General features: G+C 40.1%; 24 protein-coding genes and 1 pseudogene. 23 read left to right on the forward strand and 2 right to left on the reverse strand.

The window, feature by feature from the left end; genetic code table 11:
• Positions 1–60 precede the first annotated feature (60 nt).
• The 13 genes from C1I60_RS12810 (at position 61) to C1I60_RS12865 (ending at position 13,172) form a co-directional block, all read left to right on the forward strand.
• Positions 61–1,479, forward strand: coding sequence for a helix-turn-helix domain-containing protein (locus tag C1I60_RS12810; protein ID WP_137062040.1), 1,419 nt, complete (start codon positions 61–63; stop codon positions 1,477–1,479).
• A 282-nt stretch (positions 1,480–1,761) separates the two neighbouring features.
• Positions 1,762–1,980 (forward strand): hypothetical protein, encoded by a 219-nt coding sequence (locus C1I60_RS12815; RefSeq protein ID WP_137062041.1) that lies wholly within the window; start codon positions 1,762–1,764, stop codon positions 1,978–1,980.
• A gap of 810 nt (positions 1,981–2,790) precedes the next feature.
• A complete protein-coding gene (locus C1I60_RS12820) occupies positions 2,791–5,139 on the forward strand; it encodes a hypothetical protein (protein WP_137062042.1) in 2,349 nt (782 codons plus the stop codon).
• A 408-nt stretch (positions 5,140–5,547) separates the two neighbouring features.
• Positions 5,548–5,880 (forward strand): hypothetical protein, encoded by a 333-nt coding sequence (locus tag C1I60_RS12825; protein ID WP_137062043.1) that lies wholly within the window; start codon positions 5,548–5,550, stop codon positions 5,878–5,880.
• 55 nt (positions 5,881–5,935) lie between these two features.
• On the forward strand, positions 5,936–6,742 hold the full coding sequence (locus tag C1I60_RS12830) for a hypothetical protein (protein WP_137062044.1): 807 nt from the start codon (positions 5,936–5,938) through the stop codon (positions 6,740–6,742).
• A 133-nt stretch (positions 6,743–6,875) separates the two neighbouring features.
• Positions 6,876–7,112: a hypothetical protein gene (locus C1I60_RS12835; protein WP_137062045.1), complete on the forward strand. Its 237-nt coding sequence runs from the start codon at positions 6,876–6,878 to the stop codon at positions 7,110–7,112.
• A 1-nt stretch (position 7,113) separates the two neighbouring features.
• Positions 7,114–7,560 (forward strand): DUF1617 family protein, encoded by a 447-nt coding sequence (locus C1I60_RS12840; RefSeq protein ID WP_170970793.1) that lies wholly within the window; start codon positions 7,114–7,116, stop codon positions 7,558–7,560.
• A gap of 44 nt (positions 7,561–7,604) precedes the next feature.
• Positions 7,605–8,627, forward strand: a complete 1,023-nt coding sequence (locus tag C1I60_RS12845) for a hypothetical protein (protein ID WP_137062047.1) — start codon at positions 7,605–7,607, stop codon at positions 8,625–8,627.
• A gap of 82 nt (positions 8,628–8,709) precedes the next feature.
• Complete coding sequence (locus tag C1I60_RS12850; RefSeq protein WP_137062048.1) at positions 8,710–9,450, forward strand: stalk domain-containing protein; 741 nt, start codon at positions 8,710–8,712, stop codon at positions 9,448–9,450.
• Positions 9,451–9,546: 96 nt separating this feature from the next.
• Positions 9,547–10,368: a hypothetical protein gene (locus C1I60_RS12855; RefSeq protein WP_137062049.1), complete on the forward strand. Its 822-nt coding sequence runs from the start codon at positions 9,547–9,549 to the stop codon at positions 10,366–10,368.
• Positions 10,369–10,757: 389 nt separating this feature from the next.
• Complete coding sequence (locus tag C1I60_RS24485; protein WP_170970794.1) at positions 10,758–10,934, forward strand: hypothetical protein; 177 nt, start codon at positions 10,758–10,760, stop codon at positions 10,932–10,934.
• Positions 10,935–10,946: 12 nt separating this feature from the next.
• Positions 10,947–11,315 carry a type II toxin-antitoxin system PemK/MazF family toxin gene (locus C1I60_RS12860; RefSeq protein WP_137062050.1) on the forward strand — a complete coding sequence of 123 codons (369 nt, stop codon included), beginning with the start codon at positions 10,947–10,949 and terminating at the stop codon, positions 11,313–11,315.
• A gap of 201 nt (positions 11,316–11,516) precedes the next feature.
• A complete protein-coding gene (locus tag C1I60_RS12865) occupies positions 11,517–13,172 on the forward strand; it encodes a recombinase family protein (RefSeq protein WP_137062051.1) in 1,656 nt (551 codons plus the stop codon).
• Positions 13,173–13,257: 85 nt separating this feature from the next.
• On the opposite strand, the gene C1I60_RS12870 is transcribed toward C1I60_RS12865, so the two are convergent.
• On the reverse strand, positions 13,258–13,662 hold the full coding sequence (locus C1I60_RS12870) for a hypothetical protein (protein ID WP_137062052.1): 405 nt from the start codon (positions 13,660–13,662) through the stop codon (positions 13,258–13,260).
• A gap of 164 nt (positions 13,663–13,826) precedes the next feature.
• Between C1I60_RS12870 and C1I60_RS12875 the strand changes: the two are divergent.
• The 9 genes and pseudogenes from C1I60_RS12875 to C1I60_RS12915 form a co-directional block, all read left to right on the forward strand.
• A pseudogene (locus tag C1I60_RS12875) lies at positions 13,827–14,234 on the forward strand (ATPase, T2SS/T4P/T4SS family); the annotation flags it as partial.
• A complete protein-coding gene (locus C1I60_RS12880; RefSeq protein WP_137062053.1) occupies positions 14,231–15,028 on the forward strand; it encodes a type II secretion system F family protein in 798 nt (265 codons plus the stop codon). The pseudogene C1I60_RS12875 and the gene C1I60_RS12880, both read left to right, overlap by 4 nt.
• 18 nt (positions 15,029–15,046) lie before the next feature.
• Complete coding sequence (locus tag C1I60_RS12885; RefSeq protein WP_170970807.1) at positions 15,047–15,919, forward strand: type II secretion system F family protein; 873 nt, start codon at positions 15,047–15,049, stop codon at positions 15,917–15,919.
• A 13-nt stretch (positions 15,920–15,932) separates the two neighbouring features.
• On the forward strand, positions 15,933–16,124 hold the full coding sequence (locus C1I60_RS12890) for a Flp1 family type IVb pilin (RefSeq protein WP_137062055.1): 192 nt from the start codon (positions 15,933–15,935) through the stop codon (positions 16,122–16,124).
• Entirely contained in the window at positions 16,124–16,792 is a 669-nt protein-coding gene (locus tag C1I60_RS12895; protein WP_137062056.1) for a TadE family protein, read from the forward strand. The genes C1I60_RS12890 and C1I60_RS12895 overlap by 1 nt, the downstream gene beginning before the upstream one ends.
• A 39-nt stretch (positions 16,793–16,831) precedes the next feature.
• Positions 16,832–19,048: a hypothetical protein gene (locus C1I60_RS12900; RefSeq protein ID WP_137062057.1), complete on the forward strand. Its 2,217-nt coding sequence runs from the start codon at positions 16,832–16,834 to the stop codon at positions 19,046–19,048.
• On the forward strand, positions 19,017–20,036 hold the full coding sequence (locus C1I60_RS12905) for a TadE/TadG family type IV pilus assembly protein (RefSeq protein ID WP_137062058.1): 1,020 nt from the start codon (positions 19,017–19,019) through the stop codon (positions 20,034–20,036). The genes C1I60_RS12900 and C1I60_RS12905 overlap by 32 nt, the downstream gene beginning before the upstream one ends.
• Positions 20,037–20,128: 92 nt before the next feature.
• Positions 20,129–20,641: an A24 family peptidase gene (locus C1I60_RS12910; protein WP_137062059.1), complete on the forward strand. Its 513-nt coding sequence runs from the start codon at positions 20,129–20,131 to the stop codon at positions 20,639–20,641.
• A 65-nt stretch (positions 20,642–20,706) separates the two neighbouring features.
• The gene (locus C1I60_RS12915; RefSeq protein WP_137062060.1) at positions 20,707–22,632 is read left to right on the forward strand and encodes a DUF6382 domain-containing protein; all 1,926 of its coding nucleotides are present in this window, start codon (positions 20,707–20,709) and stop codon (positions 22,630–22,632) included.
• An 80-nt stretch (positions 22,633–22,712) separates the two neighbouring features.
• Here C1I60_RS12915 and C1I60_RS12920 read toward each other — a convergent pair whose 3' ends face one another.
• The gene (locus tag C1I60_RS12920) at positions 22,713–22,952 is read right to left on the reverse strand and encodes a helix-turn-helix domain-containing protein (protein ID WP_137062061.1); all 240 of its coding nucleotides are present in this window, start codon (positions 22,950–22,952) and stop codon (positions 22,713–22,715) included.
• 485 nt (positions 22,953–23,437) lie between these two features.
• On the opposite strand from C1I60_RS12920, the gene C1I60_RS12930 reads away from it, so the two are divergent.
• Complete coding sequence (locus tag C1I60_RS12930) at positions 23,438–24,025, forward strand: hypothetical protein (RefSeq protein WP_137062063.1); 588 nt, start codon at positions 23,438–23,440, stop codon at positions 24,023–24,025.
• The last annotated feature ends 3 nt before the right edge of the window (positions 24,026–24,028 follow it).

Raw genomic sequence — 24,028 nt, forward strand, 5'->3', positions numbered from 1 at the left:
TACATAATTTATTTAACTATGCATCATATGACGATTTTATGCTGAAAGGGTGGCTTATCCATGACAATCACACCCACGATACGCGCAGAATTAGAAAAATACCTCAGAAAAAATGGCTTAAGCAAAACTGAATTTGGACACATCGCAGGTTTGAATCCGGGTACAGTAAGCGGTATTGTGACGGGTAATAAGTCCATTTCCGTTCACCAGTTGGATCGTATTACTGGAGGTATGGGTTTAGAACCAGACCATTTTCATGAACGTTACATTGAAGAGTGCATTATGGAAGAACCGCTGAACTGGAAAAGAATTAGGCCTTTTTTGTATAGATGTGTACAGTTTAATCGACTGGATTGCTTGCAGCGAGTTGTAGGCATGTTGCTAGATAATCCGGGCTATTTTCCTCATCTCTTTGTAATAGCAGAGGATGCTTTCAAAAAAGGTTATAATGAAGCAGCGGCTTACCTATACGAGAACATCGCTGAGGGCGAGAAGTACCAACATTCTGATCGCTTGGCAGTCTGCCATTATCGTATATTCATAATTCAGGTTGGTGACGATCAGAATCGTAATCTCAAGGCAGCTACAAAATTTGAGGATTTTGTTGAACGCCTAGATGAAATAGATCAGCTTGACGCATTGAAGGACTTGGCGAACGTGTACAGGTCTTTGCGTCAATGGGACAAAGTTGATGAAACAGCTAAAAAAATGAAGCAGAAAGCGAAAGTTCAATATTCAATGAAACATCAACAGAAGAGCCGAGAGCGTGAGGAACCTGATAAGAAGCTGAGTCGCCCCCTGTTTGTGTACATCAGTTATGCCGATTTACTGCGTGCCAGTGTATGTGAAGCGCAAGGCGATTATCAACAAGCTCTACAATATACATACGCCTACGCTAATTTAGATTGGGTTAGGGAGACCGATGAGGATACCAAACACTGGATCGGTTTGTTTAAACACTGGTCACAAGCTAATATACTTGCATATAGGCTTTTATCTGGAGATGTAGGTGTGCTTCATGAATATCTAAACAGTATTGATGTATCATCTGATACAATTCAAGAAGATAGGGTCACTCAACTACTTAACATTATGACAGCAGCTAACCGCTATAAGCTAGGTGTAAATGATATACTTAAACGATTTGAAACTGAGATTGCGTCTTTCTCTCAGCGACCATCGTCTTCCGACATGTATACCCAGCAAGTAATACCAGACTACTCGGCATTATGTGGATATGAATTGGCTTATTATTATTTAAATCAAGGGATGTACGATGATGGTTTTAATCAGTTGTTTGGTGCAATGGTAAAAGCGCATATACTAAATAATGAAACATATTTTATAAATTGTATAGGTTTGTTTGTGCGCTTCAAAGTCCATGCGGTTCCCGAAACCAAAACAGAGTTTTACAATTTCATTGAAAAGGTGTGGTTACACAATGTTGAAAAAAGTGGTAATGCTGATCGTAGCGAGTAGTTTTTTGTTTACCTTAATAATGCCCATTCATCTGGACAGTCATAATGAGATATTTCAAACTTTTGCAACACATGGAGGAGCTTAAACGTGACTCAAAATTTATATGAAAAAGGTTTTTAATTACTACACTCCTAAAAAGGGTCTAGTTACGAAACAACAGGTCACCACGGGGGAATTTAATCTTTCATAATATGGATCAATGGGAAACAAGGCAGAACACTAAATCATATAAAATTTAAGAGAAGGTTAGATGGGATTGTCCGTCTAGCCTTTTTGATTTGCATGGAGTTAGAGAGGATTTATGGGATTGAACATGGAGGAGATAGGGGAAATCAGTATGTATCAAAAGAGGCAGACCAAAATAATTTTGGTCAGCAAAAAACACAAGCCGATATTGCACAAGAGTTAAACATAACAACTCAGCAACTTAGAAATTACAAAAAACTCCTGACACTTATTCCTGAATTACAGGATATGGTTGAGGAGCAGGATGTGTTTTGAACTTGTTTGCATAATTAACACACCTGAATAAAGGGGGATGTGATTTGCATACACCTTGCTTCAATATCCACCGTGACAAATTGTTGTGCTTGGGTAGGTGATCAAAGCGCCCGATAAAATGGCGAAATGTCCATCTGAAAGACATTGCAGAATCTATTGGCGAAAATGAATAGAGTAGGATCAATTAGACTGAAATAATAGCGGATCAAATTTATTTCTTCATTATAAGTATCTCTGGTTGTACTTGCTGGTAAAACGTAAGTTTCCTCCAATATCTTTTTTTTGAAAAATATTCGTTGACAGTATCGTAGGACAGTGTTATATTATGAATACACCATTTGAACGTAGCGAATTCAGTTGGAATCACAAAGAAATGGAGATACAAAATGAAGCGAAAAGTATTGCGAAGGTAAAACGGAATCGAAGAGTGTGAAAGTTAAGTAGTTGACAATACATATTGCATTACCACGAATACAATTAACACAGCAGATTTAAAACACAGTAAGTAGATGAGATGAATACTAGATTAGATAGTCGAAATAAAATTATTTTTAGGATTGGCAAACTTAATATTGTTTTATTTGTTCTGTCAAATTGGATAGTTAAGTTTATTTGTTGTGCGATCTTTGAAAACTGAAAAACAACGGGAGTGGTTTATATTTCTGCGGAGATAACGGTCATTCATTCGCTAAAATATTCATTTATCTTTGAATGAAGATATTTTTTGTTGAGTGCTGTGACTTATTTAGCTTGAAATATATTTGAATGAATAGATAATAACATATAAAACGAAGGGAGTAGTATGTACTTTTGGCTTTTGTAGAGACGCGAGATTTTATTCAAGTTACTGCTAACAACGGTAAGACTAATTTTTCATACATATTTGAAGGTAATGAAGACGAACGCTTATTTAATAGTAAGATTCATAAAAGTAAAATGAAATACTACATCAAAGAAGCTGTCAATGAATTTGAGGAATGGAATAAAAAGGGCTATGGAATTTATTTTTTGCCTAATGGTGGCGGTTACAAAAATGATGAGATAACAGAATTTCGTGCGTGTTTTATCGACATGGATATCAAGGATGAGATTGAACATGAATTTGTTGCTGCTGGATTTACTGGAACCCCCAATGAATTACATGAGCTTGTAAAATCTAAGTTTTATTCGCTGAATAATACCGAGCAACTTAACTATAAACAGATATTCAGGTGTCGTGTTTCAGAATTAAAAAAACGCGGGATTCCTTCAAGCGCTATTGTAGAGACAAAGAACGGGTTCCATGTGTATTATTTACTCAATAACGACACACAGAGACACCAATTTGAAACGCTAGAAGGATTTTTGATTTACATATTTAATGCAGATATGGCTGTGAAGAATCCAGCCCGATTACTACGAGTACCAGATACTATACACCTGAAAGATTCAAATGACCCATTTACAATAAAACTTGAGGAATGGAATCGAAGTATTCGGTATGATTCAGAAGATTTGATAGTTCGTCTTAGGAAAGTTGTTGAGAAGGTACATGCTCAAAAAGATTCGTTGTTATGCGTCAATTCACGTAAAGCGCCAACACATAATACTAAGCTACTGTCCAAAAAGAATGGTCTTCCCCTCAGAGTAGGAATAGATTATTCTTCAATGACTATCGGGAATATTCCTCTAATCAGTAAAGGGTTCGAAGGACTTTCAGAGCTAAAGAGAAGGCTAGGATTAGACAATCAAGACGATCTGTGCTATATAGACCGGGATGATATCAGACAATTCTTGAAGAAACAAAATTTAAAGCAATTGCTTGGGGTGGAGGCTGACAGGTTTTATTGCATATTCCATAACAGTACCAATTCTACCAGTGGAAATATATACCCTTTTGATGATAAATGGTTTTATAAGTGCCATAGTTCACGGTGTGGTGTTCATTACGATATTGTTCAGACTATAGAGAGAATAACAAGGCTTCCTATACATAAAGCATTCGATTATTTAAAAGAACTCTACAATATAGCTGAGATTAAAACAGATTGGCAATTAGACCAAGAAAGGCTCATTGAGTTCAACATTGAGTTTCTGGAACGTTTTAAATATGATGTGGATTTACAAGAGAACTATCCATATCTAACGAAGTTTCTGAAAACTAAAGGTACGTTAGGATTGCTGATACAAATACATGAAGTTGCAAGGAGGAAGCTTCCCCAACTCGCTAAAATGAGAAATATGGATTCAAGCAATGCTATTGTGTTTGCACCTATGAGGAAGGTCATAGAGGAGTTATTGAGCGAAAATTCTGATATACGTAACATTAATAAGGCCAATACAAAAGTAGTGATCATGATATTTATGTATCTGCTTAATTGTGTTGGAATTGATCAATTACCTGATGAAATGCAGAGGAGAATTGAACAGTATCAAAAGGAGTCTCGTAAGAATAGTAATATCCATTACAATAATATAGCGAGATATTATGAAATAGTCAGCATGGATACTGAACGGCTTATACTGGCTGAAGAGATGAGCAAATTCTTTTATCAGAATCATCTAACAATTTTAAACTTTAATCGTGAACAGTTGATCAGCTTGTGTGGAGTAGAAGAGGGCAATCGTGTCTTCCCTGATCGCTCAGATGAAGAAATACCGGGCTTAAACCAATCCATCTCACAGGAGATTAAACGAGTAGTAAATAAGCTAATTCAGGTCAAGGGATGGACATATGACCATGAAGTTATTGAGAATATAGATATCTCAGATTTCGATATGAAGCAACGATACAAAGACAGCTTCAAGTACATACCTAAAAAGAAGTCAGTTGAATTGGATTCATTAACTGTACTGGATAATGATGTAGGATTTCAGAAGTGGCGTTATGGGTTTCTGGCTAAAAAACTAGCTATGAACATACCAGCAATTATTTCTAATCAGGAGTACCGTAAGGCAAGAGTAAATAAGCTATTGAGAAAGCAGTTTGACATTCCTATACATATTAAAGGTTTCGTTTATCATCAAGAAATTTCAGAACAAGGGATACAATTAGAAGACAAGGCTTCACATATCCTACGATTAAAGCAACATGATTTAAGTCTATCTAATGCTAAGATAGCTTCAATAGTTGGATGTTCAAGACAATATGTATCTAATATTCTTAAATGCAGAGATTAAACTTTATATTGATAATCTGATTATAAAAGTGTCAACTAAATGGTCATCTTTAAGCACCTCATATCATTAGACTAAAGAGTAGTAACATTATGAGGTGCTTTAATAGGCATATTTAGTTGACAGGTGGATAACAGAATAAACAAAGTATTGGTCAAAAGTGGATTATTATTGGCTTGTCTTCAGTACATCCTTTTTCTGAATAATCTATTAGGAAATTAAGATGTTTCTTCATAGACAAGGTATTTGTAAGGGGAAGGACAATAACTGTTATTCATAGATAATAGTACAGAGATTAGAGTGTCAGAATGGATATGAAAGGGGTGATGTGGATTGAGCTAGTGTTGGATTGTCTTCACATGAAGTAAGGCAGATTTATATAAAATAATACATATAAAAAGGAGCGATTAAATGAATAGTACAATAAATATCCCTGCTAAAATGCAGGTCGATGCAGGTGTAATGTACGAAAAATTCTTGAAAACTATTGAAAGAACAGAAGGGATTATGCAAAAGGCTGACTTTTCTATTAACAATGAATTGCAAATGCTACGCAACAAAGGGAAACAAGTGGCAGAAAGCATGACCGTTCAATTGAAGAAGATGACTAAAGGATCAATTGATTTAAATTTGACTCTAAGCGACTTGGAGAATTTCACAGAAGTTTTTGATAATTATATTGATGAACAAGAAAAGCTCATAGATGATTACTTAGATTTAATGAATAAATTTTGTAGAAAATAATTCGATAATCTGAGAAGTACAGGCAAGTAATATATACATAAGGGAGAAATATTAAATGAACAAAAATTTTGAAATCAAAAAACAATTCAACAAGCTTGATGACTGTATGATGCAGATGATATGTGCTTTTGAGGATTTAAAGGCAGATCGAAAGTTCACAGTGTCTCAATCTGGTTTAATCAGAACATCCAAGGAAGCCGTAGAATTAATGACAGATGTATCTTATAGGATACCAAGAATAAAAACAACAAGCGCCATCATTTATCTGAACAACATGGTCAACAAAGTTGATCAATATGAAAGAATTTTTAAAAAGGCTTCAAATGAAGCTAAACGTATTTGTACATATATTCGTGATAATTTGGATGAAGTAACCAAACAGGTTAAGAATGATTTTGAAAATAAGAAGGCCATGATGCTTGATATTGATTCCAGTTTAAAGGAAGCTTTTGAGAAGAATTATCCTAGCCTACAACACTATATAATCTTTTTCGATATGCACCCTCTTACGAAAGACGAATTCCTTGGATTGTTTTCCTTCAATCGGGATAAAGATAGGGACGATTGGAGCAGATTGAACTATAAAGGAACGATTGAAGCAATTGAGGATTTGCCAGATGTAATTGATGGAAGTGCATTCTTAGATTTTGCTGCTACAGATAGTGTTTTATTGAATGACAGTGCTGTATCGGGATACCTCATGCATGAATGTATTAAATTGATGAAGCAACAGGGCTTTGACGTTCTGGATATGGTTCAGGATATTGTTGGACAGCCGCTACCATCATTCACAAGTACAGTGGATGAGCTTGGGAATATCACAGACATGAAATTGAATAAGCCAAATTTGAAGTTAGTGTAAATATTTGCAGAATGATTATGTGGGGAGGTGAATCCGATGTAACATTAAATTGAGTTGGCCTGTCGGATTAGTTGATGAGTTGGTAAAAGTGGAGTGAATGTAAAAAAACTCAAATCAGAGAGGATAAAATGAAATGAAATTAGGGGTACTTTTCAATTTTAAAGATGGAGAGAAATACAAGGCTAATGGCAGTTTTAATTACAACAACACTCAAGCAGAGCAGGATAAATTGTTGGAATGGATAAGTGGCTTTTCAATGGGAATGGAAAATAACTCAGAAATTGATGTCATGCTGGATGATGAGCAGGTAACGAAACGATATTCTAACCTATATTCCGTGGAATTTATTGTAGAAAGTGAGGTACATTAAATTGAAGATTCAGAATCAGCAGCTTGAATGGCTGGTGCAATTTTGCTTGAAATTTGAAATGAATGCTAAGGGCAGTCGTCAGCGTTCTAAGTTTATTAAAATCCTTCAGGATAAGGTAGAAGACTATCGGAATCATCGACAGGAGTTAATTGAACTGTACGCTTCAAAGGATGAGAATGGGAACCCGTTAATAATTCTTGATAATGGAGAGCGTTGTTATGATGTGGAAGATAAGAACGGCTATATGAAAGAATTTATAGAGTTACAATTGGAATATAATTACATAAATCAGACAGAAGAAAATATTAAGATGCTAAAAATAGTAGGAGACGCTTATCTAAACCATGAGGACATGTTCTTGGGTATTGAGGGCGATTTTTATCACTATATTTGCATAGAGTTCGAGGAATTTTTCGAGAAGCAAGGTAAGGAAATTAGCAGCAAGTAGAATATACCAGTAAATTAATACATAACAAAGGTGGATAAAATAATATGAGTTTATGTGTAGCAGCTTCATTTGAAAGAGAGCATTATTTGGCGGTTGATACGGCAGTATCATTTCATAAAAATGGTCTTGTTTATCGTAACGTAGATGGATTTTCGGAGAAGATAAAAATTATTGACGGAGAAGCGTATTTTTTCAGTGGAGACGTTGAATTGTGTTTGATGCTTCAAGTTAATTTTATGGAGCAGAAGGACAGGAACTTTGCTAAGTTAACTGAGATAGCAAAAGATTTGTTTGATAAGTATGCTGATCCCGGCGATAAATTGGCCTTCTCTAAATATGGATTTGATAAAGATGGGAAGGCAACTATGGAGTTCAATAATAGTGAGTTAGGCTTTAAACCTCAGCCAATATATTATGGGAGTTCGAATATTCAGTTTACTACCTATGGATCAAAAATGAGACAAGCTGGAAGTCATATTGATCTAAAAACCACATATATTACTCCTGATTTCTTCATTCCTATTTACGAAGCTGTAGCAGATGAAGGTATCGGAAGATCAATCTACATGTATCATATTAAGTTCGATGAACACGGACGGACAGAAGAAATTCCTATTGCTGACCCTGTATATATTCGTAAGGCAAGTATGAAAAAGGTTAGAAATCATTCAACATTCGTTGGTGAAGGTGAGGACGCTTTTCCCGTAACAATTATGGGTGAAGGTGATGGAGCAAAGAAATTCGACTCATCCAATGCATTCGACCCAGCAATGATTGGTGAGCCAATGAGTAGCAAAGGATTTCTGGTCAAGCCCAAGGGAAGTTACAGTATGATGTACTTCTCCTCCAACACTGGTTTTGAAAGGAGCATTACGCTAAACGATCAAGATATCACTATATTCGCTGATAAGGGGGCTATAACGTTAAAAGGAAAATCCTTTAATTTTATAACTCAAGGAGGGTCATTATTCGAAATGGCAGAGAATGGAGATATTAATTTTAAAACTAAAGGTAAAATTAGCTTTAACGGTACTCGATTCGACTTTAACACCCCTGACACACATTAGTTTATATTCCCCACTCTCCTATCCGATATATATTGTAAGTGTATGTAAATCATATACTAATCGAATAATTGGAGGATATACAATGAAAAAGCGGATTCCAACGTTCCTTGCTGGTGCAATAGTCGGTGCAGCGGTAGTATTAAGTAGCGTAGCAGGTGCAAGTACATACTTAAAAGCAACATTAACTCCAAACACTAAAATTGTGGTTAACGGAGAGCAAGCCACGCTAAGTGATAGTCCCATAAATCTGAACGGCAAAGCCTATCTCCCTCTTAGAGATACAGCAAGTGCAATGGGTTTTAAAGTAGCAAGTGCAAGCAGTGGGAAAATTGAGTTGGTGAAAAGTAATGGAACGGTGTCTACTCCCTCCTCTACCCCATCGACTGCAACAAGTACAAAAAGTGAGCCAGTAACAACAGCGGTTAAGCAAGGAGGTAAAACTTTTAACGTGGATCAATACACAAAAGGAGATAAGCTGGACTCAGAGAAGATTGCAGCAGCCATTGCTAGTGGTGAGTTGACGATTAATTCACAGGATGCAAACGGTGATAGTATTCTGCATTGGGTAATACGCAAGGATGACTACGCAACTTGGTTGATTATTAAGAAGAACGGATTGAACGTGAATATTTTAAATAATAAGAAGCAATCTCCATTACATGAGGCAGCTTTACAAAATAGTAACTTTTATATTGGAGAACTGGAATCACTTCATGCCAATCCTAAATTGATGGATATTGAAGGAAAGAAACCAATTGAATATATCCGTTTAAATTCTTCGAATTATATCTCTTTAGAGGTTTATATGATGAAAACAGATTGAATTGATTTGAGCGTCCATTGTTATTGGGCGCTCTACCCTTCTCCTATTTGAAGAGAACAGCAAATAAAACCAACATTTTACATGGAGGCAGATAATTTGAGTAAAAAATTAGGAAGACCATTTAAAGTTAAGCCAGAGGTTATTGATAAGTGGATTCAAAAATATGGAGATCATAATTATGTGGATTATAAAATTAGGGCAATTAATTTCACTGAAAAGTTAATATCTAAAAAAGTTGTGAAATATGAACATGAATATGCAGCCTACCTTTTACATTGCAGCCTCTATTGCCGAATTGTTAATTGTCGCCACGGTGCTGGTATATATAAGGGTGTACATTGTGACTGGAAATCAGCAGATGAGGCATTCTTACAAGTACTTGAACAGAGAAAAGATTTTTGGGAGGACTGGGTGCGAGTTACAACAGATTTTGTGAAGAATGGTCAGCACAGATCAGATAGACCAACAGTGGATCGAATTCTTGAAGATGGTGGAATAGGGTATACGATTACCAATATTCAGGTGTTAACTTCAGGAGAGAATAGTTCCAAGGCAAAGCGTATTCCCCACTACTTGATAAAAGTGTATGACTCGCATAACCCAAAAGAATCAAAGACCTTTAAAAAGTATGCATCGAAGTCAGAGGCGTTAGCAGCAATTGGGTTAACACAAACAGAATCAGACTGTGGGAATTATTTTGAAATTGAGGGTTGTGCCTATCTCTTGCAATCTGAGGCACTTACGCATGGGGAGAAGGAATTGATTCAGAAAGAAGAAGACGACGATAAAGAGAAGACATATAGAGGATCAATTTTAATAGCAACAATAGAACTTGGTGATGGACGTACTGCAACAATAAGCAAAGAATTTACATATACCCAGTCAGCGGTAATATTCAAGGAACCTATAGCAGATTAATATACATAGAAGTGAAGATTTTTAGATATCTTGTCATAAAATTAGCGCAAATAGCTTAACGGATTAAGTAAATTCCAAGCGCCTACTTTAGGCGTTTTTCTTTTCAATTTTTCACGCTATTTTCAACTCGAAATATCCCACAAAAAATCGTCAATAAAAAGTCATAAGTCATCCAATTTTTCCCGTTGCATATTGTACGTGTTACGTGACACGTGATACAATGGTAATACGTTCTAAGAAACATTCTACGATATAGAGATAGCCCACAACAAACGAAGAACGTCTCGTAGACACATTACACAGTATAAGTTGCACTTTTGGGTGACATACTTTTAAGAAAAAAAGTATTACCTGTGGAGGTGTCTAAAATGTGTGAGGAGGATAAGGATATGAGCATTGTACTAAATAATACACGAGCAAAATTAAACATTTTGAAAGCCAAAGCAAAACAAATAAAAAACGATCCTCATTTACGTCATCAGCCAAATAAAGAACAAATTGAGCGGTACAATGAAATTTGTGGCGATTTTGAAGAACATCAAATGCAAATTATAATTGAAAAGTGAGTGGGATATTGAGTGGAATTATTTCGGGGTGATATTTATCATATTAAATTCCCATACACATTTGATTCACGCTATCCAGACGGGAAAAATAAATTTGTTTTAGTGTTGCAATCTGGAGAATATTTTGAGAAATACAATACAGTAAGTATTCTTTTGATAACTTCCGACGATTCTGAAAAAAATTATGAAACAACTGTTACCATCAAACAAGGAACTACAAGACTAAGGAAAGAGTCATATGTTGTATGTGCTCAACCTTATACTGTGAAAAAGTCATTGTTTGATGGTAATGGGTATCGTGGAAGATTAGATTCATCCGTTTTAGATGAAGTAGATGAAAAGTTGTACATAGGTCTTTGTATGGATAGTCAAAATGAATAGTTAAAAGTACTTAGGTCACTTCTGAAACGTTGAGAGTCAATCCAATTATGGGTTGGCTCTTTTTTTGTAGGACAAAAGTATTAATGACTTTAATAGAGAAAAAGAATTTTATTTAACTCATTGAAATTACTGATTTTTTTATATTAATATGATAACCTTTATATAGATTTTGCATTGTTTATACATGGAGGTTATAACGTAATGGTTAATTTCACTAACAATAAATGTACCATCTATTGCCGTGTTAGTTCAGACCGAGATGAACAAGCCAATTCGATTAATAATCAAACATCAGGCTTAATTGATTATGCTGAACAAAACAATATGATCATTGCTGATTCAGGGGTATTCTGTCGTCGAAATCAAGAAAGCGAACCATTTAGAGGGTATATAGATGAAGGATTTTCAGGCGCTCAATCTGCTAAATATCGTAGAGCATTTCAACAGATGATATTTGACTCAAAAATGGGTTTGTTTAAAACTATTCTTACCAAATCTGTTGCTCGTTTTGGACGGAATGTGAAGGATATGCTAATTACAATTGATGAGTTGGAGAAACAAGGTGTGGGGGTCTGGTTCGAAGATATTAAGGCATACTCTCTAAATGGTGCTGATAAAATTAGGATTCAGTTATTTGCTACATTAGCTGAAGAAGAAAGCAGAGCTAAAAGTGATAGCATTCAATGGGCAAAAAAACAGGCTGCACGAAAAGGAATATGGGCAGGGCGTGAACCTTACGGATATAATATTGAAAAAGGTAAGTTAGTGGTTGATGAGTATGAAAAAAATATTGTGATCATGATTTTTGATTTGTATCTAAAAAAAGGGTACGGAGTAAGTAAAATTGCTAAAGTTTTAGAGGCAGAACTCAAAGTTCCCGGTAAACGAGGAGGAAGATGGACAGGAAGCCATGTTGCTGGAATTCTCCAAAACAGTGTTTATACTGGGCATACAACTTTGCATAGAACACGAAAATCTAATATTAATTTGGGATTAATTGAAAAAATACCTGAAAGTGATCAAATAAAGCTTGACGATGAATCGCTAAGAATCATAACAGATGAGACATTTGAATTAGCTGAAATTGAGAGAAACAAGAGACCGAAAATGAAAGATTGTGAGAAAGGTATTGACACTAGATACTCTAATGCACACTTATTTTCCAATCTAATATATTGCTCCAATTGTGGAGGTAGCATGAGGAAAAAGGTTCAAAAGACCACCCGTACTACACATCATTATTATTATTGTCGCAATCATGAAATATACGGCAACGATATTTGTAAATATCGAAATCTTCAGCGAGAAGAAGATCTTCTAGAATGGGTAAAAGAAGAATTTAGAACATTCATTGCTGATACAGATGATCATGAATTTAACTTCAATTTGTTACTTGAAACTAAATATGAATCAGAGGATTTTGATACCCTTATCAAAGAAGCAAAAACAAAATTACTAGAAGTTGAAAATGAGAAAGAGGTTAATTTTAGACTTCTATCAAAACAGATTATTGATGACGAAGATTTTGGAGCACGGAACACTGCAATCAAACTAGAAATCGAGAAATTAAAAAGTGAGATTAACAGATACTCAAACATCAATAAGGAAATTGAATTGTTCCATACTGAGTATAAGAACTTTATCAAGAGTTTAAGTGAAATTAATCTGGATAATTTAGATAACATGACTTTGAGGAAATTCATTAGCGGTATAAGCATTGCTACAATGTGGATTCCCGGTGAAGGCGATGAAGAGCAGACAATTAGATCAATACATTGGAGATTCATGGAGTGGGATCAGCTAGATATTATTAATGACCATGTTAAAAAGTTTGTTTTGGATAAGCAGCCTAAATAGCTGCAATCAAAGGCAGTGAAACCAATTGGATACTATAAGAGAGAAGCCGCTTATTTAATTATTTCTAAGGGCTTCTCTCTTTATTTTAATGGTTTGTAAGTTCTATTCTTTGTGTCAAAGTTTCCTGATTTTTTAATTTAAGATACTCGTCTTTATCATAACTTGCGCCAAGTTCTTTAGATTGCTCTAAGAGTGAAAGGGAATCCACTATAGCTATGTTTTTTCTATAGAAATAAAATTTCCTGAATTCACTGTGATTGAAGCTATCATTAAGCTCGATACCTACGATGTCACTAACAACAAAAGTCTTTATCTCTCCTCCTATCTCCAAAACAAGTAAAAGACAGTCACCTGATATAGTATCAAAAACTTGATATTCTAAAATCTTTCCTTTCACTTCTCCATATACATTTTCTGGGTACGGACTAAGTTTAGCATGAGAAAATTGCTGAAGAGATTGGATCACTGAATTGATGTTTGCATTAGACATGTTGAACCTCCGTTGTTAGATTAAATTATTCCTATATTATATTCTGTACTATTATTTCACTTCCCTTCTTTTGCACCATATAAATTTGGGTCATTAGGTAGTTTTTTAATTATGGAATAGGCCTTAATGTACGTTGAACAGTTTAGATATAATATTACCTTTTAATAGATTTCTTACAAGCAATGAATACAGGACATGATGGGTCGTTATCGACGGGGCATGCGAATAATATCCGTGATATGGTCAGCAGATTGGAAACGATGGTACTGGGAGGGGCTGATCTTCCGCTTGATGTGGTACGGCAACAGATCAGCTCGGCCATTGATATATTCGTGCATCTGTCACGATTGCGTGACAAATCCAGACGGGTGCTGGAAATTAGCGAGGTAACTGGCTTTGAAAATGGTGAAGTGATACTCAATCCGCTCTATCGGTTTCAGGAGCGGGGTGAAAGTAAAGGACGCATCGTCGGAGGGCTGGAGCGTTGCGGTGAAGGTCTGCAGCATACGTTGAAGCTTCAAATGGCCGGAATGAAGCCGGAAAGCTGGAGCAGGGGGGAAGCTTCGGTATGAAGCCAGGAAAAGCGGCTGTGAAGCCGGAGCAAGCATCCCGTCAGGCTACTTCCCTGCCAGACTACACGGTATATACATTGTCACCTGTGCAAAAAAGCCTGTGTATCCTCATTAGTGGCGTGCTATTCGCAATGATCGGCTATCTTTTTTATCATCAATGGATATTGTCGTTGCTGTGCGCTGCTGGAGCTTTGGTGACGCCTCGTTATTTTCGGCAGTTTTTGCTGCAACGGCGCAGGTCGGCTCTAGGCATCCAATTCAAGCAGGCTTTATATTCGCTCTCGTCTTCCCTTTCCGCGGGAAGGTCGGTGGAGAACGGCTTTCGTGAGGCGGTGGAGGATTTGAGGCTGCTTAGCCCGGATGGAGATCATGATCTGATTTTTGAATTTAACATTATTACAGCCTATCTGGAAATTGGACAACCCGTGGAGACGGCTCTGCAGGATTTTGCTCATCGGGCGCAGATGGAGGATATTACGAATTTTGCGGACGTGTTTGCAGCTTGCAAACGAACCGGGGGTGATCTGGTGGAGGTCGTACGACGGGCTTCAAGTGTTATAGGGGAGAAGCTGGAAATTCAGCAAGAGATCGGTGTGATGATCGCGCAGAAACGTTTTGAATCGAGAGTTATGTTTGCGGCGCCTTTTTTGTTTGTACTGTTTATGACCATGACTGCGGGAGATTACATGATGCCGTTATACAGCGGGACAGGTATGATTTTGTCTACCTTTTGCCTATTGGTGCTTGGTGGCTGCCTCGTATGGATTAACCACATTATGAAAATTGAGGTGTAAGGAGAGATAGGCGTGGTGATGTTGGTTTGTCTGGTCATGCTGGTTCTGCAAGTGGGAGGTTGGGTGGTGCTGAACCGGATATATGGTGCTAAGTATGGGAGCTTTCGTCATATGAAACTGGAAGGACTGCGGCTGCAAAGGCTCTCGGTTCCTTTCGTACACATGATCCATGCTTCACGTGCCGCCCAAAGACTGCCTTTGCTGATGTTCAAGCTACAGCGCTCGGTACAAAAGCTGTACGGTATGCGCAACAGTGGGGAAAAAACGATGCTTTTTCTGGCCGAAATGGTGGGTTACGGATACATGATGGCGGCTGGTGGAGCTTTAATATCGCTCATGATGGGCGGGGATACGACCGGGCTAGTGCTCGGATTGGGGCTGGGTATTCTGGTGCCCATCGCGCTGGTCAAGGATCTGCACGGAAAGGTACAGAAGCGGGATCAGCAAATTTTAATGGAATTGCCTGAATTACTGAGTAAAATCATGCTTTTGGTCGGCGCAGGCGAGACGGTACAGCGGGCATTGCTTCATTGCGTGGAGCGCAAAGGGACGGATACGGTACATCCGTTGTACCGGGAGCTGCGTCAGACGGTGGGGGAATGGGAAAGTGGCTATTCCTTTCAACAGGCATTTGAGCATTTGAGCAAGCGCTGCGGCATTCAGGAAATGACGGTGTTTACGACAACGGTGTTGCTGAATATGAGACGCGGCGGAAGCGATTTTGTGATGGCTTTACGTGAGTTGTCCCAGACGTTATGGAGCAAGCGGACTTCAATTAGCCGCACAAGAGGAGAGCAGGCTTCATCTAAGCTGGTATTTCCGATGGCGCTGATTTTGCTAACGGTTATTGTGCTTGTGGGTGCTCCCGCTTTAATGATGATGAATATGTAGGAGGAATACAACGATGATGACATTAGTAACATGCAGTATTCGTAAATTGTACAAGGATGAGGACGGTTTGGGTACGTTGGAAATGATCTTGATTATCGCGATTCTGATTGCGGTGGCGATTATTTTCAAGGATCAGATCAAGAAGATTGTAGAAGGTCTGTTGAAAAAAGCGGATAAAAAGAGTAACGACTTCATGGATTCATAATGCTGCGCAATTTGGCACACAAAGAGGAAGGGAGCTTCTCATTGGAAGCTTCCCTCGTCTTTCCCATACTGTTGCTGGTCATTTTTGTGATGTTATTTTTTTGCCTGTACATATATCAAAAATCCATCTTGGTGCAGGTCGCTTCTACGGCTTCGGAGCGAGCCGCTTATAGCTGGGATAACAGCTTCAAGGAACCGCGTACAGGCGCATTCACCCAAGGACAACGAGATTCGCTTTATTGGCGCTTGAAGGATGATGCCATGCTGGGTGTTTTGTTTGGGTGGGCTGGAGCCAATAATCAGGTAAGTGTGCAGGTGCCTGGTGGCGGTGGAGGAGGCGATTTGCCCGCTCAGAAGCTATCCCACGCCGAGAGTGGCATGCCTGCCGGTATGCAGGGACAGATGACATATGAGAACAGCCTGATCAGCCGTAAGGTGACGACAGAGCTGAATAAAATAGTGAAAGTGCCTTTGCTGAATCAGTTTCTGGATCAGACGGATTTGCAGGGAACAATGAGCTCGGGTGTGGTAGAGCCTGTGGAATGGATTCGCACCGTAGAGCTGGTTCGATATTACGGAGCAAAATTTATGGGCAGAGGCTCAGGTGAAAAGATAAATCCGGCAGTTGCAGGACAAGTATTAACGCAATATGGACAGAACGGTCCGTAAGAAGCGGAGAACACGAATGGACTGGAAGGGAGGAAGCGAGTGTTTGGAAAAGGACGTAATGCACAGGATGGTGAGTCAGGTGCCGTCACGGTTTTTTTGATTCTGATTTTAGCGGTCATGTTTGGCTTTATTGCTGTTTTTATTGATTATGCGCGAATTGCTGCATTACATGTGCAAACTGAACGGTTGACCCATGCGGCGGTTCGTTCAGTGATGTCTGCCTATGATCCGGCATTACAACAGGATTACGGTCTGTTTGCCTATGGTGAGAGCAGCGGAGAGCAAATTATGGTCAAAGTACTGAACGACAGCGCCAAGCGCACGCCGCGTGCAGACACACTGCCACTTATGAACACGAAGCTGGATTCAAGCTCTTTACACATGGAAAGAGAGCTTGGTAAATATGCCATATTTAACGAGCAGATTCGTGAAGAAATGAAGTATAAAGCGCCTGTCGATTTTACAGTGGAAGTGCTCGAAAAGCTGAAGCCGCTCTCTCAGAATATGAAAGAGGCTTCGCACACGGTCGATTTGCTGAAACGGCTGCAAAAGCTGTATGACAAACGCGAGGCCAAGCTGGATGACATGCTGGAGAAGCAGCGTGAGGCAGGAGCTAATATGGAAGAGGTTCGCAAACGGATCATTAAACAGAGGGGTGCGTATATCCCCAATCAGTATATTTGGGATTCGCTTGAGGTTGTAGCCGATATTGCCGCCCAATATAAGCATTACGTGCATGTGTATGAGGATAATAAAAAGAGTGTAGACGACGTTAAAATCATGCAGATGGAGAAATATGCGAGAAGGGCGAGATCGGCACTTGATCGTCTGGGTCAAGCTATGACCAAGGCAGGAAAAGAACATGATGAGCTGCTTGTAGAGGCTAAGGAGCCGCTGAATGAAGCCAGGCAAATTAACGAAGAGATGCGTCAAGTCATTGCTCAATATAAACAGAGAGCTGCCAATGCAGGGTATGATGAGGTTTCCGCAGCCCCTACTCCGAGTGGAGGGAGCTCCAGTGCTGATCCGTCTGTAGGAAGCGCAAGGCAAAAGGCTGACGATTTATTGATTCCAGATAAGGAATTTGATCAGATGGAAGCGACTATAGAAAAGCAGCGAACGGCTATTCATACGGTTAACAACAGATTAACGAGCATGATCCGCACGCTATCCTTTTATACAGATCCGAATCTTAATACAGATATGTTCAGACAAGAAGTGATCTCAACGCTCAAGGAAATGGATCAATATTTGAATGTGTATGCCTGGTCGGGGCCTTCTAATGTACTCAATGATGAAGCCAGAGCAATGGACACGCGACGTGGACCTGATAAAGAACGCAAAAAAATGGAAAAAGAGGCGAAGAGCAAGCTCAAGCAAGCCTATCAGATCATTGAAATGCTTTCCAAAGGTACGCAAAGTGCCGGACCATTTCAAAAGCTGGAGCAGTATTACAATGAAAGTATCTCTTTTAACCAGTCTGCATCCAGCCCGTCTGTATCCGCTGATTTGTCCTATGATACCTATGATGCGGCAGGAGCTTCCATGGACAGTATGGATGGTCTATACGGGGCGGCATCCGGCTTGCTGACGCAACTTGGGGATGAATTTTTCCAGAATGAATATGCGCTTTCTTACTTTAATCACGTGGATTTTAGCCGATTTGGCAGTTTAGCCGGATCAGGTGGGAGGGTTGGGAATACAGCGCAAATTTTGGGAGATCAACTGGAGTTGAATAATCAGGAGGTCGAGTACATTCTGTACGGTTTCCATAATCCGACCGGAAACCTGGCCTCCGCTTATGGCGAGATTTTTGCTATGAGGCTGGCCATTCGCACGATGGAGGGTTTGGTCAAAAATAGCTCCAAAGGCAATCCGTTAGTCGTTTTGGCGGCAGCTGTTCTATATGGGGTAGAGAAGGCGATTGAAGATATGATTATGCTGGCCCAGAAGGGGTATGTACCTTTGTCTGATTTTCTTAAATTTCGAATGACGTACAAGGATCATTTGCGATTGTTCCTCATGCTCCATAGTAATAATGAACGCAAAATGTCCCGTATGCTGGCCTTGATCCGCCTGAATACAGATGTCAATCCTGCTGAACGGCAAACGTATGCAAGGGGCGAGGTTAAGAATGGGATGAAGCTGTTGTTTTTACCTGGGGTGATGAAGATGCTGGGCCTGGCTTCAGAGGAAGGCGAAAGCATTAAGGGAAGTGTGTACTATGTTACGAAAACAGCGCATTTTTCTTATTAATCGGTATTTACAGCGAGTTGGTGGACGGAGTCGTCGTGAACAAGGAAGTATCGTTTTAGAAGCATCGCTGGTGTTGCCGTTGTTTTTGTTTTTTATTATTTTTCTGATTTATATGGTACAGATGACGCTGGTATCTACGGCCTTACAGACCACCGCTTCTGAAGCGGTCAAACAGGTTTCGGCTAAAATCTATCCGGTGTCTCTGGCTGTGGATGCGGCATCTGCGAAAATAGATGCGGTCCGCCAACCGCTGGATGAGCTGCCCAAGTTATCTGTGAGTGAATATGCAAGCCAATTCGCTGCCCAACTGCCACCTCCCATCGGTGATTGGGTAGAAAGCGCTGTGCAGGGGGGAAAAAAGCCCATGGAGGAGCTACGTGGGCGCTTGACAGAAGCCGCGCTTGATCCTGTTCTAAAGCCGCTGTTAAAGCCTTTTATAGAGGAAAGCATTCTGGAGTATGACCGTATACATGTAACGAGCGTGCATGTGCCGTCTCTTACGGGAACTAAGGACCCTTATTTTAGGGTGGAACTGTCTTATGAGCTGCCGATGAAGGTTCCTTTTCTGTATCGTAGTATTGTACTCCAGACAGCGGCAGAGGAACGTCTCTGGATCGGTGATACGGGAGAGGGAGCAGGTACAGGAGATGCTACAGCAGCTAACAATGCCCAGAGCTCCATACAGTTGCTTGCCAAGCCTGAGCCTGCCGTGAAGGGTGTATATAACTTGATCAAGGCCAAAGTGGAACCTGGTACGTCAGCTAATCTTTCTGTACTTTATAAGTCGGGCCAAAGCACGGCTCAACACTTGGGCTGGACCTCTGCCGATGCGGACGGGATTATTGAATGGAACTGGTTTGTAGGTACAAACACGACACCCGGTCAATGGAACTTTGTGATCGAAACGGACGATGGACAACGTATCGAGGTTCCATTTTCGGTAGAGAAGACGACCGACGGGGAGAGGAACACGGATGGTTCGCCATAGCACTTTTATATGGGAACGATGCGAATAGATAGAGAAAATAACGATGGAAAAGGTTTGAAACGCTTCGTGCTTATCATTAAGGGGGAATTGCATTGACGTGGATGTATATCGTATGTGGTGTTTTGCTGGCGATTGCGCTGGTCACGGATTTACGTAGTATGAAAATTCCTAACAAGCTTACGCTGCCCGGCATGGCGATGGGCTTGCTGTTTAATACGATGTTTGGGGGCTGGCATGGATTTTTATTTGCAGCGGCTGGATTGGGGACGGGATTCGGCTTCATGTTGATTCTGTACTGGATGGGAGCTGTAGGTGCTGGCGATGTGAAGCTGTTTGGCTTGATCGGAGCATGGACGGGGGCTGCTTTTGCATGGCAATCGGCTCTCTATTCGATTTTTTTCGCGGGTATTATTGGAGTGGTGATCCTGCTGTGGAGACGGGAAACCATAATGAGATTGCGGCGTGTGGCTTTTAATCTGGGGGGATTCTTTCTGTTTCGCAGCGGCAAGGCGCTGACGAACGGGAGAGAGGCACACCTCAGGTTTCCTTTTATGACCGCCGTCATTCCGGGAGCGATCAGTGCTTATCTTTATTTTTTGCCATAACTTACGCAGTTAGGTAAATATGATGGTACTCACGGGAATCGGGAAAATGCTAAGGAGGTCATGAATTGTTTGGTTTAAGCAGGGATTTTGCCCGCAACGGCGGGACATTTATGATTTTGAACAAGGAAGGCGGGCTTAAGACCGATGATTTAAATTCCGTGCAAACTGGAATGATGACTGGCAATCGGATTCCCGGTCTTCTGGAGCTAAGAATCAAGGATGTCGATTTTCAGGTGGAGCTGCACTACGATATTTCGGGTCAACGTATGCTGTCTCAGATATGGAAGGGAGGGGGAGTGTCGACTTCCGATTTCTACCGGATTCTTTTTGAAGTGGCGGATGCCCTCCATCGTAGTCCGCAGTATATGCTGGATATGCGCCAATTTATTTTGCATGAGGATTATATCTTTATGAGCGGTTCAGGCTCAAGGGAAAACGTCAGTTTAACCTATGTTCCTTTGCAGGGGGTACTGTATGAAAGACAGGCTGGGAGCCAATTTAAGCAATTGGTTATTCGCTTGATGACACGTGTGGTTCATTTTCAAGGGGACCATATGCAGCGCATATTTGAACTGTGCGACAGGAATGAATTGGATCCGGGGGCGCTGAAGGAGCTGCTGCTGCAAGGGATGACAGTCGGTGCAGACAGCGTTAGCGTTCAAGGCGAAGCTGGAGAAGCACGCAGTAGAGATACTCATGCTCGAATGGGAGTTCAAGGAGAGCGTGATGGATTGCATTCAACAGCATATCGGAAAGATTTTCCTTATGCTGATCGATCCTTACCCGCTCATTCGTCAACGCGTGATCATTCAACGAGCCGAGCGGGATATGGGCAAGGAGAAGAATCTAAATTTTTCGCCTCAAGGGACCAGAGATCTCAGGAAAAAATGCATGAGGATCAGGAGATGCTTCAGGAAATTCAGGAGCTTAAACGGATCAATCGACTCAAGCAGTCCATAAAGCCACAGGAGAATGATGAGGTAGATACAGATATAGAAGAATCGAAGTCTGCGTTGCAGAAGTATAAAACGTACATTGCTTTAGGCTGTCTTCTCGCTTCGGCTATCGTGTGGCGATATATTTATCTGGACCATCCAGAGACGGTGCCGCTTGGTATTTCTGTAGTGCTTACCTTGGTACTCGCAGTCGTTGCTCATATGAGCTGGACGGGAAAATGGGGGCGCAAGGGCGCTTCGTCGCATACCTATGCCGACTCAGTCCCTGTGCTGGATTCGGAATGGCTTGGCGAAGCTTCTCCTGCACAGCGGAAAAATGACCGTTATCAGGTCGATAAGCTAACCGGATTCGTAGCAGGGCGTCAGAATAAGGATAAGCGCTTTTCCGATTCAGGTGATCAAGGACAAGAAAGCTGGCGCTGGTCTTTTCCTGACCAGAAATCTGAAAATATGAGTAGCTGGGATACGGGCCAAGGAGATAAAGCTTCTGCACGTCACGACTTGCACGAGCCACAGGGGATAGGTGTGGCTCGAAGAAATGATTTGGAAGCTAGTGATACCAGCGAGGCATATTATAAGTCCTTGTCTGGTGTGACGGAGCTGCTAAATGCTACATCAAGGCAGGAAACGGTGCTGCTTCGTGCAGATCAGGGGATGCATATTCCACACGTTCAGCAATCACCGATTGCTTGTCTGGAGCGCAAGCCGCCGGGAAGTGGAGCGGCCGAGCGCATTCGATTGCAGCCGGATCAATTTGTTGCAGGCAGCTTTTTCATCGGGAGAGACCCGCAATTGGTCCAGTTTGTAGAACAAACGGAGGGAGCGTCCCGTTCTCATATTGAGCTTTGTGTAGACGCAGAAGGACAAGGCCACATCGTCAAGGATTTGTCCTCGACGAACGGAACCGTTCTGAACGGAGAGCCGATGGTGCCTTACAAGGAGTATGCAATGAAGGACGGAGATACTTTTAAAATAGCCGGAGTATCCTATACTTATCGACTGGAATCTTTTAAATCTTCCTCCAACGCTTCTTGAGTGAAGGGTAGTTTGATATGTATAAAGAAGAAGCCCGATTAATGTTATGGGCTTCTTTTGAATTTTGATAGATTGGAGGTTTATTCAGTTTCTTCCATTTGAACAACGTCAAATAATTCCCCTAAAGTAATTCCTAAATATCCACAAATATTGGCTAGCAATGAAGTTGAAAGGCGTGAATTATCCATTCCCTGATTATTCACTAATTTATATATCGTTCCGATTCTCTCTCCTGTATCTTTTGATAGCTTATAAGGTGTAATGTTTTTTTCTTTAAGAATTCTCTCCAAGTTACAGGTTAATTCGAATTTAATATTCATGACAATGGATAGCCTCCAAGAACATATTAAATGATTACTGACAACGGATGCATATAGTCTTATATTGTTTATATAATCAACAAATGTTCATGTTCATTAAATGATTTTATCATTTTAGTAAAGGGATGTACAACATACACTTAGCTTTGCTATGGACATTTTACCAAAAAAGTGGAGTTATTATAGGCAGAATCTTGAGGCTGTACGTGAATCTGATGTTTTGGTTATCACGCATTCACGCTATAAAAAGTTGTGTGAAGACGATGAACTAAGGCGATGGTTCACAGAGGGCAGAACGTTAAAATTTAATCCATTTCTACCAAAAAAATCATTGGAAACAATTGACTTTTTCCAAGCGTATACCGATAATACTAATAAGGGGTTATTGCTGTTCTACTAGAAAACGTCATCCTTTTGAAAATAGGTCTTTATGCTAGGATAGCAATTCATACCACCTTAATAATATTTTTTGGAGGTAAAAAAGTATGAGCATGAAAAAACGTTTAGGTGCAATGTTACTGGCGGTATCCATGAGTGCCGCAATGTCCGTGACTGCATTTGCAGCGGAGCCGAATGTTAAGGTATCCACCAATGTGGCTGGTGAAACTGTCTATACACAGACAGTGGATGTACAGTTAAGTGCCGCTCCCAATGCTTCCAGCAGCAGTAAAACAGTGAGCGCAGGCAAAAGCCTAGGGTTGGCATTAGCCCCTGGCAAAAGCGGTTTTTCCGATCAGGTTAGCTTCCGGTTTACGTCATTGCCTCTTAATGCCAAGGTAAAGTCGATTGAGATTGACCCAGGAAGAGGAATTATCAACAACAACAATAAAAATCTGCTAGGGGCAGTTGTTTTTTCTAAGTTGGATGTAATCTCTCCTAGCGGCAAATCTGCTACTATCGCATGGAAGCCCAGTGGAATGACTGAGAGAGCAAGTTTTCTAGATCAGGAAGCACGTGGTACATGGACAGCACAGGTCTTTGGAACAAACATTGCAAGTTCTACCGGAGATAGATGGTTCGGCAGCCTTTCTTATAAATCTGTTGAAATGACTATTTCCTACGTTTTGGAATAATCC

The organism is Paenibacillus terrae (assembly GCF_005217525.1).
Taxonomy (GTDB): domain Bacteria; phylum Bacillota; class Bacilli; order Paenibacillales; family Paenibacillaceae; genus Paenibacillus; species Paenibacillus terrae_C.

Bases quoted from the DNA above. Each gene is read 5' to 3' on its own strand.
- C1I60_RS12810 (WP_137062040.1), top strand. From the start codon at position 61: ATGACAATCACACCCACGATACGCGCAGAATTAGAAAAATACCTCAGA.
- C1I60_RS12815 (WP_137062041.1), top strand. From the start codon at position 1,762: ATGGAGTTAGAGAGGATTTATGGGATTGAACATGGAGGAGATAGGGGA.
- C1I60_RS12825 (WP_137062043.1), top strand. From the start codon at position 5,548: ATGAATAGTACAATAAATATCCCTGCTAAAATGCAGGTCGATGCAGGT.
- C1I60_RS12830 (WP_137062044.1), top strand. From the start codon at position 5,936: ATGAACAAAAATTTTGAAATCAAAAAACAATTCAACAAGCTTGATGAC.
- C1I60_RS12835 (WP_137062045.1), top strand. From the start codon at position 6,876: ATGAAATTAGGGGTACTTTTCAATTTTAAAGATGGAGAGAAATACAAG.
- C1I60_RS12845 (WP_137062047.1), top strand. From the start codon at position 7,605: ATGAGTTTATGTGTAGCAGCTTCATTTGAAAGAGAGCATTATTTGGCG.
- C1I60_RS12850 (WP_137062048.1), top strand. From the start codon at position 8,710: ATGAAAAAGCGGATTCCAACGTTCCTTGCTGGTGCAATAGTCGGTGCA.
- C1I60_RS24485 (WP_170970794.1), top strand. From the start codon at position 10,758: ATGAGCATTGTACTAAATAATACACGAGCAAAATTAAACATTTTGAAA.
- C1I60_RS12865 (WP_137062051.1), top strand. From the start codon at position 11,517: ATGGTTAATTTCACTAACAATAAATGTACCATCTATTGCCGTGTTAGT.
- C1I60_RS12870 (WP_137062052.1), bottom strand. From the start codon at position 13,662: ATGTCTAATGCAAACATCAATTCAGTGATCCAATCTCTTCAGCAATTT.
- C1I60_RS12880 (WP_137062053.1), top strand. From the start codon at position 14,231: ATGAAGCCAGGAAAAGCGGCTGTGAAGCCGGAGCAAGCATCCCGTCAG.
- C1I60_RS12885 (WP_170970807.1), top strand. From the start codon at position 15,047: ATGTTGGTTTGTCTGGTCATGCTGGTTCTGCAAGTGGGAGGTTGGGTG.
- C1I60_RS12890 (WP_137062055.1), top strand. From the start codon at position 15,933: ATGATGACATTAGTAACATGCAGTATTCGTAAATTGTACAAGGATGAG.
- C1I60_RS12895 (WP_137062056.1), top strand. From the start codon at position 16,124: ATGCTGCGCAATTTGGCACACAAAGAGGAAGGGAGCTTCTCATTGGAA.
- C1I60_RS12905 (WP_137062058.1), top strand. From the start codon at position 19,017: ATGTTACGAAAACAGCGCATTTTTCTTATTAATCGGTATTTACAGCGA.
- C1I60_RS12920 (WP_137062061.1), bottom strand. From the start codon at position 22,952: ATGAATATTAAATTCGAATTAACCTGTAACTTGGAGAGAATTCTTAAA.
- C1I60_RS12930 (WP_137062063.1), top strand. From the start codon at position 23,438: ATGAGCATGAAAAAACGTTTAGGTGCAATGTTACTGGCGGTATCCATG.